The organism is Inquilinus sp. CA228 (genome assembly GCF_052078665.1).
Classification (GTDB): Bacteria; Pseudomonadota; Alphaproteobacteria; order DSM-16000; family Inquilinaceae; genus Inquilinus.
Genome location: NZ_JBQJIK010000020.1, coordinates 21,070 through 36,857, shown reverse-complemented (window position 1 = coordinate 36,857; position 15,788 = coordinate 21,070). Strand labels below are relative to the sequence as shown.

Annotated in this window: 14 protein-coding genes; 5 read left to right on the top strand and 9 right to left on the bottom strand. The window is 67.2% G+C overall.

The window, feature by feature from the left end:
- Window positions 1-42 precede the first annotated feature (42 nt).
- The 3 genes from ACTOWL_RS11995 to ACTOWL_RS11985 form a co-directional block, all read right to left on the bottom strand.
- Complete coding sequence (locus ACTOWL_RS11995; RefSeq protein WP_441321457.1) at window positions 43-573, bottom strand: dihydrofolate reductase family protein; 531 nt, start codon at window positions 571-573, stop codon at window positions 43-45.
- 301 nt (window positions 574-874) lie between these two features.
- The gene (locus ACTOWL_RS11990) at window positions 875-1,579 is read right to left on the bottom strand and encodes an SMI1/KNR4 family protein (RefSeq protein ID WP_441321456.1); all 705 of its coding nucleotides are present in this window, start codon (window positions 1,577-1,579) and stop codon (window positions 875-877) included.
- 214 nt (window positions 1,580-1,793) lie between these two features.
- On the bottom strand, window positions 1,794-2,684 hold the full coding sequence (locus ACTOWL_RS11985; RefSeq protein WP_441321455.1) for an alpha/beta fold hydrolase: 891 nt from the start codon (window positions 2,682-2,684) through the stop codon (window positions 1,794-1,796).
- A 156-nt stretch (window positions 2,685-2,840) separates the two neighbouring features.
- Between ACTOWL_RS11985 and ACTOWL_RS11980 the strand changes: the two genes are divergently transcribed.
- Entirely contained in the window at window positions 2,841-3,437 is a 597-nt protein-coding gene (locus tag ACTOWL_RS11980; RefSeq protein ID WP_441321454.1) for a CGNR zinc finger domain-containing protein, read from the top strand.
- A gap of 114 nt (window positions 3,438-3,551) precedes the next feature.
- On the opposite strand, the gene ACTOWL_RS11975 is transcribed toward ACTOWL_RS11980, so the two are convergent.
- From ACTOWL_RS11975 to ACTOWL_RS11965, 3 genes are all read right to left on the bottom strand, one after another.
- Window positions 3,552-4,844, bottom strand: coding sequence for a cystathionine gamma-synthase family protein (locus tag ACTOWL_RS11975; RefSeq protein ID WP_441321453.1), 1,293 nt, complete (start codon window positions 4,842-4,844; stop codon window positions 3,552-3,554).
- 65 nt (window positions 4,845-4,909) lie between these two features.
- Complete coding sequence (gene cydB / locus ACTOWL_RS11970) at window positions 4,910-5,938, bottom strand: cytochrome d ubiquinol oxidase subunit II (RefSeq protein ID WP_441321452.1); 1,029 nt, start codon at window positions 5,936-5,938, stop codon at window positions 4,910-4,912.
- Between the two features lie 4 nt (window positions 5,939-5,942).
- On the bottom strand, window positions 5,943-7,334 hold the full coding sequence (locus ACTOWL_RS11965) for a cytochrome ubiquinol oxidase subunit I (RefSeq protein WP_441321451.1): 1,392 nt from the start codon (window positions 7,332-7,334) through the stop codon (window positions 5,943-5,945).
- A gap of 203 nt (window positions 7,335-7,537) precedes the next feature.
- Between ACTOWL_RS11965 and ACTOWL_RS11960 the strand changes: the two genes are divergently transcribed.
- Window positions 7,538-8,332 (top strand): HesA/MoeB/ThiF family protein, encoded by a 795-nt coding sequence (locus ACTOWL_RS11960; RefSeq protein ID WP_441321450.1) that lies wholly within the window; start codon window positions 7,538-7,540, stop codon window positions 8,330-8,332.
- On the top strand, window positions 8,325-8,732 hold the full coding sequence (locus ACTOWL_RS11955) for a DsrE/DsrF/DrsH-like family protein (RefSeq protein ID WP_441321449.1): 408 nt from the start codon (window positions 8,325-8,327) through the stop codon (window positions 8,730-8,732). The genes ACTOWL_RS11960 and ACTOWL_RS11955 overlap by 8 nt, the downstream gene beginning before the upstream one ends.
- On the opposite strand, the gene ACTOWL_RS11950 is transcribed toward ACTOWL_RS11955, so the two are convergent.
- A complete protein-coding gene (locus ACTOWL_RS11950) occupies window positions 8,733-9,341 on the bottom strand; it encodes a hypothetical protein (RefSeq protein WP_441321448.1) in 609 nt (202 codons plus the stop codon).
- Window positions 9,342-9,524: 183 nt separating this feature from the next.
- Here ACTOWL_RS11950 and ACTOWL_RS11945 point away from each other — a divergent pair, with 183 nt between their 5' ends.
- A complete protein-coding gene (locus ACTOWL_RS11945) occupies window positions 9,525-10,700 on the top strand; it encodes an efflux RND transporter periplasmic adaptor subunit (RefSeq protein ID WP_441321447.1) in 1,176 nt (391 codons plus the stop codon).
- A gap of 4 nt (window positions 10,701-10,704) precedes the next feature.
- Window positions 10,705-13,887 carry an efflux RND transporter permease subunit gene (locus ACTOWL_RS11940; RefSeq protein WP_441321446.1) on the top strand — a complete coding sequence of 1,061 codons (3,183 nt, stop codon included), beginning with the start codon at window positions 10,705-10,707 and terminating at the stop codon, window positions 13,885-13,887.
- Between the two features lie 143 nt (window positions 13,888-14,030).
- Here the strand turns inward: ACTOWL_RS11940 and ACTOWL_RS11935 are convergent, their stop codons facing one another.
- Both ACTOWL_RS11935 and metZ read right to left on the bottom strand, forming a co-directional pair.
- Complete coding sequence (locus ACTOWL_RS11935; protein ID WP_441321445.1) at window positions 14,031-14,432, bottom strand: SH3 domain-containing protein; 402 nt, start codon at window positions 14,430-14,432, stop codon at window positions 14,031-14,033.
- Window positions 14,433-14,547: 115 nt separating this feature from the next.
- Window positions 14,548-15,756, bottom strand: a complete 1,209-nt coding sequence (gene metZ / locus ACTOWL_RS11930; RefSeq protein WP_441321444.1) for an O-succinylhomoserine sulfhydrylase — start codon at window positions 15,754-15,756, stop codon at window positions 14,548-14,550.
- Window positions 15,757-15,788: the final 32 nt, after the last annotated feature.

The following is a 15,788-nucleotide window of genomic DNA, read 5'->3' as shown; positions in this document are numbered from 1 at the left end:
GATTAATACAAGTGCACAATGTGTTAACTAACTCCGCCCCGATCAAGCGGGACCGTATGTCAACCTGATCACGTCCTCGCCGACCCGATCGCTGGCCACGAAGCGGAGCGGCGGCCGCGGGCCGGCGAAGAACGGCGTGCCGCGACCCAGCACGACGGGGTGGAGGTAGAGCCGATACTGATCGATGAGACCAAGGTCGGTCAGACTTTGCGCCAGGTCCGGTCCGGCAACGGCAATCTCCCCGACGAGCCGAGCCTTCAGCCCGCGGATCACCGCCTCGAGGTCATCGTCGACGAGTGTGGCGTTGGGGCCGACCGACTTCAGCGAGCGCGACACGACCCATTTCGGTTGGCGCCGCCACGCCGCCGCGAAGTCGCGTCGCTCCGCGTCCCACTCGGGATCGTCTTCATCCCAATAGCGCATGATCTCGTACATGCGGCGGCCGTACACACTGCCGGCCAGGTCGCGCACATGCTCTATCCAGTGATGGAAGAGCGCAGGGCCCGTCTGCATTTCCAGGTGGTCGACATAGCCGTCCAGGGACTGGTTCATTCCGAAGATGAGCTTCGCCATGCTGCAAAATCTCCACCCAAGGGTCTTCAGATTGGCGCGAGCTGCCGTTGCGCGGAAGCGAGGTTGGGCACGATCCGCGCCAATAACCAGAGGTCCGTTTTCCGCCCATCCCGGTCGGCTGGGCCGACTGGAGGCCGCCCCAAAGCGGCCGTCGCAGTCGACGCCCGAGAGCGGACATGACCGCACGCGACCCTTCTCGGACGGCCAGGCCGGCTGCGGGGTGCCCCAAAACCGGCCGTCCCGCTTGCCGCCGGAGAGCGGACATGACCGCACACGACCCTTTCCGGCCAGATGCGCTGGTTCAAGACCAAACGAGCTTTAGGCGCGGCCGTCCCACGTCATCATCATAGGGAACAACGGCCGTGATAACGCTGGACACAGGAGCGGCATCGAGCTGCGAAGCTATGTCGCCATTAAATATCATTGCCGTTCTGCCCTGAATTATCATGATGTTGTTAACGTCTTCAGGTCCGCCGATGAGCAGAGACGGAGAATATATCAAGTGATTTTCAGGCTCTAAGTCGCCGAACTTATTTCTTGCGTGCACCATCATTTCGTCGTATGGCGCAGTCGATATTCTGAGGAACTCAGATTCCAAGAATTCCTTGAAGGACGATGCGACAATCTCGGGTGTCATCGAAAGGCCATCTAAGAGATAGACCCGCGCGTCCCCCTTCTGTAGATATCCAATACGATAGGCGTACTGATCTCCCCAAGCAGTCTCAGCAAAGCAAATATAGTCTCGACAACGGATTTCCCATGCGAATTTCCAATAATCGGAACGATTCCATTCTAAAATATCAATACAGTTTGTAGAATTTATGCCGAACAATCGTGCGTATCCACCATACACTGTTGCTCCATTGCTCTCCCGAAGGGCCTTAAGATGATCGTTTGGTAGGGCTATATCGGAGCTCTCTACGAATAAATCGATATCTTCTTTGCTTGCACCTTCAAAGAGCCGGGCGTCAGTTATTTGCGTCAGCTTGCCTAATAGCGGGCTCATTGCTCGTCCATGGCAGGGGTTGGATAGAACTCATGTCAGCATCTCTAGGGCACGATCAGGCAGTCTGTCACCTGTCGAAGGTCCGCTAACCGCCCGTTCCGGTCGGCCTGGCCCGCTGGACGGTGCCCAAAAGCGGACGCCGCAATAAGCATTCAGCATCATCGATTGTCGAGCGTCCCGATGCCGGTGGCGCCCGATCCGCGTCCCCTTGGCCTCAGGTGCCGTCCGCAGCGCCTGATTGCACGTTCAGGATGAAGTCGCGCATCAGTGCCGCGCACTCCTGATGGTGCGTCTCGAGCAGGAGATGCGCCGCGTCGTAGACATGCATGTCCAGCCGATCGAGTTCGCGCGCGTAGGCGAGCACCTCATCGATCTCGAAATAGGGGTCGTGCCGACCCCAGAGCAGGAGCGCAGGCGGTTGATGATCGCGGTGATAGGCCGCGATTTCGGGGAACCGGGCGACGTAGGACCCGTAGTCGGCGAAGATGCGGAACTGTATCTCGACAAGTCCCGGCCGGCTCATCCGCTCCCAGTCGAGGTGCCAGCCATCGGCTGCGAAAAGCGGCTTGAGCCGATCGGGGATGTCGCCGACATAGGTATGCCGCACTCCCTTGAAGTTCAGCCATTCGGGAAGTCTTGCGCGGTTTTCGGGAGTGGGATCGGCCCAATAAGCCTTGTTCCCGTCCCAATCCGGGCCCAAGCCCTCCTCATGGGCATTGCCGTTCTGGATGATGAGCCCCATCACACGGTCGGGACGTGCCAGCGCCAGGGCGTAGGCGACAGGCGCTCCGAAATCGTGGACGTACAGGAAGAACCGCTCCAACCCGATCTCGTGCGTCAACGCGTCGATCGTCCGGGCCATGGCCTCGAACGTATACGGGTAGTCGTCCGGCGCCTCGGTGAAGCCGAAGCCCGGCAGATCGGGCGCGACGACGCGTGTCACCTCGGCCAACGGGCCCATGACGTCGCGGAAGCTGTACGATGAACTGGGTTGACCGTGCAGAAGCAGCACGCCGCACGCCTCATGCCGCCCCGCCTCGCGATAGAACAGGTTCACCCCATCGACCTCGATCATGCGATGCCTGGTCTTGTGAACGTTCAGCATAGATGCCTCCTGTGATCTGCCGGCCCGACCCGCGAATGGCGCGCCTGGTTTGCAACCGCCGCTGTTCGCGCTGTCCCGATGCGTCAAAACCGGATATCCATGCGATAGTGGTTAGCGACATTTAACCGTATAACGTCACTTCAGCGGTCAAGTTCCATGCCGGACGATGCGGATACAGTGTGGCTGCCCGAGCATTTCATCGGCGGGCATGCCGCGCTCGACCTGGCAAATGCCGTGTTCGACAGGCGAATTCCGGCGCCGGACAACGAGCTTCTGAAATCGGCCAGGGACGTCGCAGGCTGGCTCCGCGCATCGGGCCTTGCCGACGACAGCCAGGCGCAGGCGGTTGCCGGTGTCGCCGACGCCGGGCTGGTGGAGCGGGTCCGGGAGATCAGGGAGGCATCGCACTCGATTTTCGCGGCGCGCGCCGCCGCCAGGTCGCCGCCGGCGGAGGCGCTTGGCCTGCTGTTCCGGCGCGCCGCGAACGGGCTCTCGGCCGGACGGCTCGAACCGTGCAGCACAAGGCTGGACCTCAATTTCGTCCAGTGGCAGGACCCCGAGGCCATCACCGCCTTCCTGGCGATGCTGTCGGTCGAGGCCTTCTTCACCCTGCCTGACGAAAGGCTCCGCTCCTGCCCTCGCTGCGGCTGGCTGTTCGTGGATACGTCTCGCGGCGGAAAACGCCGCTGGTGCAGCATGCGAACATGCGGGAACCGCGAAAAGGCATCGCGCCACAATGCGCATGCCCACTGAAGGACAGCGGTCGCATTAATACTCTTGCGATCGCGTTTTCGAAGGCAAAACAACGCGTTGCCTCTCCCGCAAGCGGAGGAGGCAGCGCGTCTCTCATCGCCGAAGGTGTAGGGTCTACTCCGCGCCGGCGGCGGCCAAAGCCTGGGTCAGGTCGGCGACCAAATCCTCGACATGCTCGATGCCGATCGAGACGCGGATGGTGGCGTCGGAGATGCCGATCCGCTCGCGCGTCTCCTTCGGCACGCCGGAGTGCACCGTGGTCGCCGGGTGGCAGACCAGGGATTCGGTGCCGCCGAGGCTGACCGCGAGCTTGAAGATCCTGAGCGCGTTGAGGAAGCGGAAGGCCTCGGCCTCGCCGCCCTTGATGTCGAAGGAGAAGGTGGTGCCGGCGCCGGTGCATTGCCGGTCGAACACCGCCCGCTCCGGGCTGCCCTCCGGCAGCAGCGCCGGGTAGTACACCGCGGCGACCTGCGGATGTTCGGCCAGGAACCGGGTCACGGTCTCGGCGTTGCGGCAGGCCGCGGTCATGCGCAGCGACAGCGTCTCCAGCGACCGCGCGATCATCCAGGCCGAATGCGGGTCGAGCTGGGTGCCGATGGCGCCGCGCAGCAGCTTGACCTGCCGGACCTGGTCGCGGCGGCCGAGCACCGCGCCGGCGACGAGGTCGCTGTGGCCGCCGACATATTTGGTCAGGGAATAGACCACGATGTCGGTGCCGTGCAGGATCGGCTTCTGGAAGATCGGGCCCAGCAGGGTGTTGTCGCAGACGATCACCGGGGTGTGGCCCTGCTTCGCCCCGATCTCGTCGGCCACGACGCGCACCAGCTCGAGATCGACCAGGGTGTTGAGCGGGTTCGACGGCGATTCGACCAGGATCACCGAGACCCGGCCCTTGGCCATCGCCTCGTCCGCCGCCTTGCGGATCACGCCGCCGTCGACCCCGTCCGGGAACCCGACCGCGCCGATCTGGAACGGCGACAGGGTGCGCGCGATCAGCGTCTCGGTGCCGCCGTAGAGCGGCTGGCTGGGCAGGATGACGTCGCCCGGCCGGGCGAAGGCCAGCAGCGTGGTCGCGATCGCCGACATGCCGCTGGAGAAGATGCCCGCCGCCTCGGCCCCCTCATAGATCGCCAGCCGGTCCTCGACGATCTCGCTGTTGGGGTGGTTGAAGCGGGTGTAGACCAGCCCGGCATCGGCACCCGGCTTCGGCTCGCGCCGGCCGGCGGTGTAGTCGAAGAAGTCGCGCCCGTCCTCGGCCGATTTGAAGACGAAGGTCGACGTCAGGAACACCGGCTGCTTGACCGCGCCCTCGGACAGGGTCGGGTCATAGCCATAGCCGAGCATCAGCGTCTCGGGATGCAACTTGTGATTGCCGATGCGGTCCTTGCGGTAGCCCGATCCGGCCATGGCGATTCTCCTGAAAGGCGTGTTGGCGCGGAGACTACCCCGGATCGCCGGGCCGCGCCCATGGCTCAGTGATCGTAGCCCTCGCCGGGCCGGACCTTGCCGCGAAACACCCAGTAGGAATAGGTGGTGTAGACCAGGATCACCGGGATCAGGAACAGGACGCCGACCAGCAGGAACAGCTGCGACGAGGCCGGCGCGGCGACGTCCCAGATGGTCAGGTCCGGCGGCACCAGCCGGGGGAACAGGCTGATCGCCAGGCCGGTGTAGCCGAGCACGAACAGCGCCATCGTGTACAGGAACGGCCCGTAGTCGGAGCCGCGCTGCAGCGACAGCCACAGCCGCCAGGCGAACAGCACCACCAGGATCGGCACCGGCGCGAAATACGCGGTGTTCGGCCAGGTGAACCAGCGCTGGCTGATGGCCTGGTCGAGCAGCGGCACCCACAGGCTGACCACGGCCATGAAGACCAGCACCGCGAGCAGCAGCCGGCCCATGGTGCGGCGGGCCCAGGCCTGCAGCGGGCCTTCGGTCTTCATCACCAGCCAGCCGGCGCCGATCAGGCCGTAGCCGAACACCAGGGCGACGCCGGTCATCAGGCTGAACGGCGAGAGCCAGTGGAAGGCGCCGCCGGCGTAATGCCCGCCGGTCAGGGGGAAGCCCTGGACGAAGGTGCCCAGCACCACGCCCTGGAAGAAGGTGGCGAACAGGCTGCCGCCGGCGAAAGCCACGGTCCACAGCCATTTGCTGCGGTGGGCCTTGAACCGGAACTCGAAGGCGACGCCGCGGAAGATCAGCCCCATCACCATGAAGGTGATCGGCAGGTACAGCGCCGGCAGGATGATCGAGAAGGCGAGCGGGAAGGCCGCCATCAGGATGACGCCGCCGAGCACCAGCCAGGTCTCGTTGCCGTCCCAGATCGGCGCGACCGAATTCATCATCAGGTCGCGGTCCTCCTCGCCATGCGCCCAGGGGAAGAGGATGCCGACGCCGAGGTCGAAGCCGTCCATCAGCACATACATGAACACGCCGCCGGCGGCGATCGCGGCCCAGATCAGCGGCAGGACGGTGGCGATGGTCCAGACATCCGGTGTCACGGCGTCACTCCCCTGACCCGAAGGATGCGTCCGGCAGCGAGAACGGCCGCGCCGGGGTCTTGCGGGTCTCCTCGCGGTCCGCCTCCGGCGCCTCCGGCCCGATCCGGATCAGCTTGACGATGTAGTAGACGGCGGAGCCGAGCAGCATGGCGTAGATCAGCACGAACAGGACGACCGACAGCAGCACGCTGCCGCCGCCGACCGGCGAATGGGCGTCGGCGGTGCGCAGGATGCCCTGCACCACCCAGGGCTGGCGCCCGATCTCGGTGGTGTACCAGCCGGCGATCACGGCGACGAAGCCGGACGGGATCATCGCCACCATGATGCGCTGGAACCAGCGGCTGTCGTACAGCCGGCCGGCGGCGCGCAGCGCCAGGCCCAGCAGCCCGGCGCCGAGCATCAGGAAGCCGAGGCCGACCATGATCCGGAAGGTCCAGAACACGATGGCGACCGGCGGCCGCTGGTCGGCCGGGAAATCCTTCAGCCCCTGCACCGACCCGCCCCAGCTGTGGGTCAGGATCAGCGAGCCGATATGCGGGATCTCGAGCACGAAGTCGTTCTTCTCGCCGGCCTGGTCGGGCCAGGCGAACAGGATCAGCGGCACGTCGCCGCCGGTCTGCCAATGCGCCTCGATCGCCGCCAGCTTGGCCGGCTGGTGCGCCCGGACCTCCAGCCCCGACTGGTCGCCGAGGACGATCTGCAGCGGCGTCAGCACCGCGATCAGCCACAGCCCCATCGAGAAGGCCTGGCGCGATTCGAGCACGACGCGGCCGCGCAGCAGATACCAGGCCGACACGCCGATGATGACGAAGGCGGTGGTCAGGTAGGCGGCGGTGACGGTGTGCAGGAAGCGGATCGGGAAGGACGGGTTGAACACGATGGCCAGCCAGTCGGTCGGCTCCAGAATGCCGTTCACCACCTCGTAGCCGGCCGGGGTGTGCAGGAAGGAATTGGCCGACAGGATCCAGAAGGCGGAGATCGCGGTGCCGACCGCGACGGCGCAGGTGGCGGCGAGGTGGACGGCGCGCGGCACCTTGTCCCAGCCGAACAGCATGATGCCGAGGAAGCCGGCCTCGAGGAAGAAGGCCATCACCACCTCGTAGCCCAGGAGCGGCCCGAGGATGCTGCCGCCGATCCGCGACAGCTCGCTCCAGTTGGTGCCGAACTGGTAGGTCATGACGATGCCGGTGACCACGCCGACACCGAAGGAGACGGCGAAGATCTTGATCCAGAACTTGTACAGGGTGCGGAATTCGGCCCGCCCGGTCTTCAGCCACAGCGCCTCGAGCACCGCCAGCCAGCTGGCCACCCCGATGGTGAAGGCCGGGAACAGGAAGTGGAACGACATGACGAAGCCGAACTGGAACCGCGACAGGAGGACCGGATCGAGATCCATGACAATTCTCCGTCGGCAACCGGCCTGGCAGCGGTTGCCTTATTTCTTGGCTCGGAAAGAATATGCCACAGAACAGCGATCGGTTTCACGGCCGGATGACGTGCCATAAGGCCCCAGCCGGGCGACACGCCGCAGCGCAGCGAAGCGGCTGGCCATGCTAGCCCCTGCTGTTCATGCCGAGGGCGCGGGGCTATGCTCCGGCCATGAGCTTCACCGACGCCCAGATCAAGCGCTATGCGCGCCACATCCTGCTGCCCGAGGTCGGCGGCAAGGGTCAGCAGAAGCTGCTGGCCGCCCGGGTGCTGGTGATCGGCGCCGGCGGCCTCGGCTCGCCCCTGCTGCTGTATCTCGCCGCCGCCGGCATCGGCATCATCGGCCTGTATGACGACGACCTGGTCGAGCTGTCGAACCTGCAGCGCCAGGTGGTGCACGACACCACCACGCTGGGCCAGCTCAAGGTCGACAGCGCCATCGCCCGGCTGCAGGCGCTGAACCCGGAGGTCACGGTCGAGCGCTTCGCCGAGCGGCTGACCGCGGCCTCGGCGCTGGAACGCGTCGCCGCCTTCGACATCGTGGTCGACGGCAGCGACAACTTCGCCACCCGCTACCTGCTGAACGACGCCTGCTATCTGGCCGGGCGGCCGCTGGTGTCGGCCGCGATGCTGCGCTTCGAGGCGCAGCTGTCGACCTTCAAGGCGCATCTCGGCGACCCGCACCCCTGCTATCGCTGCCTGTTCCCGGCGCCGCCCGACCCGGGCACGGTGCCGAGCTGCTCCGAGGCCGGCGTGTTCGGCGCCCTGCCGGGCGTGCTGGGGTCGATGCAGGCGATCGAGACGATCAAGGAGATCCTGGGCATCGGCGAAGGCCTGTCCGGGCGGCTGCTGCTGTACGATGCGCTGGAGGCGCGGCTGCGCGAGATCGCCCTGCCGCGCGACCCGGACTGCCCGCTGTGCGGCGACAGCCCTTCGATGACCGACCTGTCGCATCACCATGGCTGATGGGCCGGCCGGGATCGGCGCGCTGTCGATCGTGGTGTTCGACGGCCGCTTCGACCGGGTACATTACGCCCTGGTCCTGGCCAGCGCCGCCGCCGCCACCAACCGCCGGGCGACGCTGTTCTTCACCGGTCCGGCGCTGCGGGCGCTGCTGCCCGAGGGCTGGCGCCGGCTGGACGGCGGCGCCGAGGCGCAGGAGGCGGAGTTCGCCGCCCGCCGGGTGGCGACCTTCGCCGAGCTGCTGGAGGCCTGCCAGGCCCTGGGCGTGCGCGTCATCGCCTGCGAGATGGGGCTGCGCGCGCTCGGCCTCGCCGCCGCCGAGCTGGCAGTGCCGGCCGAGATCTCCGGCGTCGTCACCTTGCTGGCCGAATCGCCGCGCGACGGCCAGCTGCTGTTCATCTGATCAGGACACCGGCACGCGGAACTGGAACGCCGGCGCCGAGGTCAGCCGGTCGCTGCGGCTGCCCGACGGGCCGTTGGTCGAGAGCTGCACCGACCGGGTGTCGCCGCTGAGCGGCCCGGCGAAGACGAAGCTGGCGTTCACCCGCGAGCGCGGCGCGACCTGCACCTCCGGATTGTCGGCCGGCGGCACGAAGGGATGGGCGCGGCCCCGGTCGTCCACCAGCACCAGGCTGCCGCCGCGGTTGAGCGAGACGGCCCGGTCGGTCAGGTTGAGGATGCTGGCGGAGACGATGACGCTGTCGGCCCGATAGGTGATGCCGGTCAGCATCATCGCCACGCCGCTCGGATGCGCCTGCTCCTGCTCGAGCCGGACGGTGCGTCCCGAATCCTGGCCGGAAGGTGCCGTGGGGGCCGCCGGGAACGCAACCGGCGCCGGCTGTTCCGGCCGCGACGGCAGGCCCGGCTTGACCAGCGGCTGGGCCGGGGTGGGGGTCGACGGCGCCCGGTTGATCGACGTCAGCGGGTCGTCATTCAGCAGCGAACTCTGGGCCTGAGCCGCCGTCGCGATCGCCGTCACGGCAAGCGCGATGAGAGTCGGCCGAAACTTCATCAAAAATCCTCCCTGCCTCATGGCCTGTTCAACCCGCGGTTGGCCCCGCTGTTCCGCCCGCGGAATATCTGCAAGATGCTTTCCCGACAACAAAACAATGATACCGTTCACGCGATTCGGTGCGTGTCGCGCGAAAGAGCATATAAACATAGTCTGATCAAAGCCGAAGGAGACGGGCCAATCATGTCGGGACCCTTGATCGCGCGCCGGCATCGCGCCCCCGCCATCGCCTTGGGCCTTCTTCTCCTCGCCGGCTGCAACGAATCCTCCGAGAATCAGGGCCAGGCGCCGCAGATGCCGCCGCCGGCCGTCGGCGTCGTCACCGCCGCCAAGCGGCCGGTGGCCGCGGGCGTCACCTTCGTCGGCCGGGTCCAGGCGGTGAACAAGGTCGACCTGGTGGCCCGGGTCGAGGGCTTCCTGCAGCAGCGCAACTACACCGAAGGCCAGGAGGTGAAGGCCGGCGAGCTGCTGTTCGTGCTGGAGAAGGACACCTACCAGGCATCGGTCGACCAGGCCCAGGCCAACCTGGCCAGCGCCCAGGCCACCGCCGACAACGACAAGCTGCAGACCGACCGCGCCCGCGAGCTGATCAAGAACCAGAACGTCGCGCAGTCCACGCTGGACGACCGCATCGCGGCGGAGAAGTCGGCGGTGGCGGCGGTGCAGCAGAACCAGGCGGCACTGGAGCAGGCGCAGATCAATCTCGGCTACACCCAGATCGCCGCGCCCTTCGACGGCCGCGTCGGCATCTCCACCTTCAGCGTCGGCGCGCTGGTGGGGCCGAGCACCGGCACGCTGGCCACCATCGTCAGCCAGGACCCGATCTACGTCATCTTCCCGGTCAGCGACCGCTTCATCCAGGACGTGCAGCAGCAGACCGGCACCGGCAGGGTCGAGCCGCAGGACGTGGTGGTGAAGCTGACGCTGGCCAACGGGTCGGACTACCCGGAGACCGGCAAGATCGACTTCACCGACGTCAAGGTCGACCAGAACACCGACACGCTGATGGTGCGGGCGGTGTTCGCCAACCCGAAGCGGATCCTGACCGACGGGCAATACGCCCGGGTGACGGCGGAGCGGAAGGACCCGGTCGAGGCGCTGGTGATCCCGCAGCGCGCGATCCTGACCGACCAGACCGGCAACTTCGTGCTGGTGGTCGGCGAAGGCAACAAGGCGGCGGCCAAGCACATCACCACCGGCGCCAACCAGGGCGCCGACGTGGTGGTGCAGCAGGGGCTGAACGACGGCGACGTCGTCATCGTCGACGGCGTGCAGAAGGTGCGCCCGGGCCAGGAGGTCAACCCCGCGCCGGCGGCAGCCGAGGCGGCGCCGGCGCCGGCCAAGCCGGCGGGGAACTGACCCGATGCTGTCCTCGATCTTCGTCGATCGCCCGCGCTTCGCGATCGTCATCGCCATCGTCATCACCCTGGCCGGGCTGATCGCGATCCGCAGCATCCCGATCGCCCAGTTCCCCGACATCGTGCCGCCGCAGGTCTCGGTCAGCGGCGCCTATCCGGGGGCGAGCGCGGCCGTGGTCGAGTCCACCGTGGCCCAGCCGATCGAGGCCCAGGTCAACGGCGTCGACAACATGCTGTACATGTCGTCGACCAGCGGCAGCGACGGCTCCTATTCGCTGAACATCAGCTTCGCGGTCGGCACCGACCCGGACATCAACACCGTCAACGTCCAGAACCGCGTCGCTTTGGCCGAGCCGCAGCTGCCGAGCGAGGTGACGGCCCAGGGCCTGACGGTGAAGAAGCAGTCCTCGGCGATCCTGCAGCTGGTCACCCTGTACTCGCCGGACAACAGCCAGGACGGGCTGTTCCTGAACAACTACGCGATCATCAACGTGCTCGACTCGCTGGGCCGCGTGACCGGCGTCGGCCAGGCGTCGCTGTTCGGCACCCAGAATTATGCGATGCGGATCTGGTACAACACCGACTCGCTGACCAATTTCGGCCTGTCCCCGAACGACATCATCACGGCGGTGCAGAGCCAGAACGTCCAGGCCGCGGTCGGCCGCCTGGGCGCCCAGCCGATGCCGGACGACCAGCAGATCCAGGTGACGCTGCAGACGCTGGGCCGGCTGACCGACGTCAAGCAGTTCGAGAACATCATCCTGCGCGCCAACCCGGACGGGTCGGTGGTGCGGCTGAAGGACGTGGCCCGGCTGGAGCTGAACGCCCAGTCCTACGACACCACCGGCCGGCTGAACGGCACCCCGGCCGCGGTGATCGGCATCTTCCAGTCGCCCGGCTCGAACGCCGTGGCCGCCGCCGAAGGCGTGCGGGTGGAGATGGAGAAGCTGAAGGAGCGCTTCCCCGCCGGCGTCGACTACAAGATCACCTACGACACCACCGTCTTCGTCAGCGAGACGATCAGCGAGGTGATCAAGACCCTGCTGGAAGCCTTCGTGCTGGTCGCGATCGTGGTGTTCGTGTTCCTCGGCAATCTGCGGGCGACGCTGATCCCGATCATCGCCGTGCCGGTGTCGCTGGTCGGCACCTTCGCCGTGCTGCTGGTGTTCGGCTTCTCCGCCAACACCATCTCGATGTTCGCCATGATCCTGGCGATCGGCATCGTCGTCGACGACGCCATCGTCGTGGTCGAGAATGTCGAGCGGGTGATGGCCGAGACCGGGCTGCCGGCCAAGGAGGCGACCAAGCTGGCGATGCGCGAGATCACCGCGCCGATTATCGCCATCACCCTGGTGCTGCTGTCGGTGTTCGTGCCGGTCGGCTTCATCCCCGGCATCACCGGCGAGCTGTACTCGCAATTCGCCGTCACCGTGTCGGTGGCGATGCTGATCTCGGCGCTGAACGCGCTGACGCTGAGCCCGGCGCTGTGCGGCGTGTTCCTGAAGCCGCACCAGCCCGGCCACCAGCCCGGACTGTACGGCAGGATCATGGGCCGGGTGTCCGGCGGCATCGACAAGGTGCGCGACGGCTATGCCTGGATCGTCACCCGGCTGGTGCGGCTGGCGGTGCTGTCGATCGTGCTGGTCGCGGCCTTCGGCGGCCTGGCCTGGGTGATCAATTCCGCCACCCCGACCGGCTTCCTGCCGGAAGAGGACCAGGGGCTGTTCTTCGTCGAGATGAAGTTGCCGCCTGCCGCCGCCGTCAGCCGCACCACCCAGGTGACCGAGCAGGTCGAGGCGCTGGTGCGCGACATCCCCGGCGTCGCCGACATCACCGGCGTGGTCGGCCGCAGCTTCATCGACGGCCTGGCCGAGCCGAACGCCGCCTTCCTGGTGGTGGCGCTGAAGCCGTTCGACGAGCGGGTCAAGGAAGGGATCACGGTGTTCAACGTGATCCGCCAGGTGGCGATCCGCACCGCAGGCGTGCGCGACGCGCTGATCATCCCCTTGAACCTGCCGCCGATCATCGGCCTCGGCACCGCCGGCGGCTTCCAGTACCAGCTCGAGGATCTCGAAGGCAAAAGCCCGAACGAGCTGGCGGCGGTGGCGCAGGGGCTGGTGGTGGCCGCCAACCAGACGCCGGGCCTGACCCAGGTGTTCACCTCCTACAACGCCAACACGCCGCAGATCTTCCTGAACCTGGACCGCGAGAAGGCGCAGAATCTCGGCGTCGCCGTCAGCGCCATCTTCAACGCGCTGCAGGCGACGCTGGGCGGCTACTACATCAACGACTTCAACCTGTTCGGCCGCACCTGGCAGGTGATCGCCCAGGGCGAGGCCAACGACCGCCGCACCGTCGACGACATCTACCGGATCTATGTCCGCTCCTCGACCGGCCAGATGGTGCCGATGCGGTCGCTGGTCGAGGCCGAGCAGCAGCTGGGGCCGCTGTTCATCACCCGCTACAACAACTACCGGGCGGTGAACATCCTGGGCAGCGCCGCGCCGGGCTTCAGCTCGGGCGACTCGCTGGCGGCGATGACCCGGGTCTCGGCCGCCACCCTGCCGTCCGGCTACGGCTTCGAATGGACCGGCACCGCGCTGCAGGAGCTGGAGGCGGCCGGCCAGACCGGCTTCATCCTCGGCCTCGCCGTGCTGTTCGCCTATCTGTTCCTGGTGGCGCTGTACGAGAGCTGGTCGATCCCGATCGGCGTGCTGCTGTCGGTCATCGTCGGCATCGTCGGCGGCCTGGCGGCGCTGTGGATCGCCGGACTGTCGAACGACGTCTACGCCCAGATCGGCATCATCGTGCTGATCGCCCTGGCCAGCAAGAACGGCATCCTGATCGTCGAGTTCGCCAAGGCCAAGCGCGAGGGGGGGTCGTCGATCGCCGAGGCCGCGATCGAGGGCGCCCGGCTGCGCTTCCGGCCGGTGATGATGACCAGCTTCGCCTTCATCCTCGGCCTGGTGCCGCTGGTGACGGCGGCGGGCGCGGCCGCGGCCAGCCGGCGCGGCGTCGGCACCTCGGTGTTCGGCGGCATGATCGCCGCCTCGGCGCTCGGCATCTTCCTGATCCCGATGCTCTACGTCACCCTGCAGCATGTCCGCGAATGGGTGCATGAGAAGCTGCTGGGCGGCTCGATCGCGCCGAAGCCGCGGGCCGAGGCGCCGGGCACGCCGGCCGAATGAAACAGGGCGGCTCCGTGAAGAGCCGCCCTTCGCTTTCAGCGTTGAAGCATGATCATTTCGGGCTGAATCACACCGATTGCCTCTCCCGCCTGGCGGGAGAGGCAACAACTCACCGTCCGATCGGGATTCCGATCTGGCCTGGCTTAATGCGCCCAGCGGCCGCGGTCGTGATACCAGGGCCGGCCGCGATAGTAGTTGTCCCAGTAGGGGCCGGCGTCGAATCTGATCACCGGCACGCCGATCACCGGCGCGGCCTCGACGATGACCCGGCGGCGATGCTGGACATCGGCCGCCAAGAAGCGGCCGTCGGTCCAGCCGCGGTCGGGACCGACGCCGATGTCGCACCAGGCCCAGCCGTCGAGGCAGCCGAAGATCTGCACCGGCACGCCCGGCCGCAGCCGCGCCACCGTCGGATAATCGGCGCCCGGGCCGGCGCGCAGCCGGACCGCGGCGGTGGTGTAGCCCGGCGCGGCGTTGGCCGCCGGCGCCGCCAGGGCCGTCATCGCCAGCCCGGCCATGGCGGCGAGGGCAAGCTTCCATCTCATCATGCGAACTCCAGGGATCAGATCCCCCTTCGTCCGTCCCAACGTGGCAGAGCCGGAATCCGGTCGCCCGGATCAGGGGGCGCGGCGCCGTGCCTCACCCCCCGGGGCCGTATCATCAGCCGACGCGCTTCGCCGCGTCGAGGGCGCGGGACAGGTCGCGCTCGAGATCCTCGATCCCCTCGAGCCCGATCGAGATCCGCACCAGCCCCTCGGTGATGCCCATGGCGGCGCGGTCGGCCGCCTCCATCGCCCGGTGGGTGGTGGTGGTCGGGTGGGTGGCGAGCGACTTGGTGTCGCCGAGATTGTTCGAGATGTCGACCAGCCGCAGCGCGTCGAGGAAGGCGAAGGCCGCCGCCTTGCTGCCGAGGTCGAAGGCGACCAGCGTGCCGCCATTCTTCATCTGCCGCTTCGCCAGCGCGTGGTGCGGATGGCTTTCCAGCCAGGGGTAGCGCACCGAGCTGGCGGCCGGATGCGCCTCGACCAGCTGCGCCAGGCGGTGGGCGCTGGCGACCTGCCGCTCGACCCTGAGGCCGAGCGTCTCCAGCCCCTTCACCAGCACCCAGGCGTTGAACGGCGACAGGGCCGGGCCGGTGTGCCGGTAATAGGGCAGGAAGTCGTCGTTCAGGAACTTCCGGTCCGCCAGCACGGCACCGCCCAGCACCCGGCCCTGGCCGTCGATATGCTTGGTGGCGGAATAGATCACCACATCGGCGCCGAGTTCGAGCGGCTTCTGGCCGAGCGGCGTGGCGAAGACATTGTCGATGAACACCTTGGCGCCGGCGGCATGGGCGATCTTCGCCACCGCGGCGACGTCGACCAGGTCCAGCGTCGGGTTGGCCGGCGTCTCCAGGAACACCGCCCGGGTGTTCGGGCGCATCGCCGCCTCCCAGGCCGCGAGGTCGCCGCCGTCGACGAAGGTGGTGATGATGCCGTAGCGCGGCAGGATGACGTTGAGGATGAAGAAGCAGGAGCCGAACAGCGCCCGGCTGGCCACGACATGGTCGCCGCCGCGGAGATGGCAGAACAGGGCGGTGAACACCCCCGACATGCCGCTGGCGGTGACGTGACAGCCCTCCGCCCCTTCCAGCAGGGCCAGGCGCGTCTCCAGCACCTCCAGCGTCGGGTTGCCGTAGCGGGAATAGACGAAGCCCGGCTGGTCGCCGGTGAAGCGCGCCTCGGCCGCCGCCGCGCTGTCATAGACGAAGCCCGAGGTCAGGAAGATCGCCTCGGAGGTCTCGCCATAGGGCGTTCGTCGCGTGCCGCCGCGGATCAGCACCGTCTCGGGGCCGAATTCGTCTTCGCTCGGGGCTTCGTAACGATCCATCTCACCGACTCCTCGATCCGACCGGGAGGCGG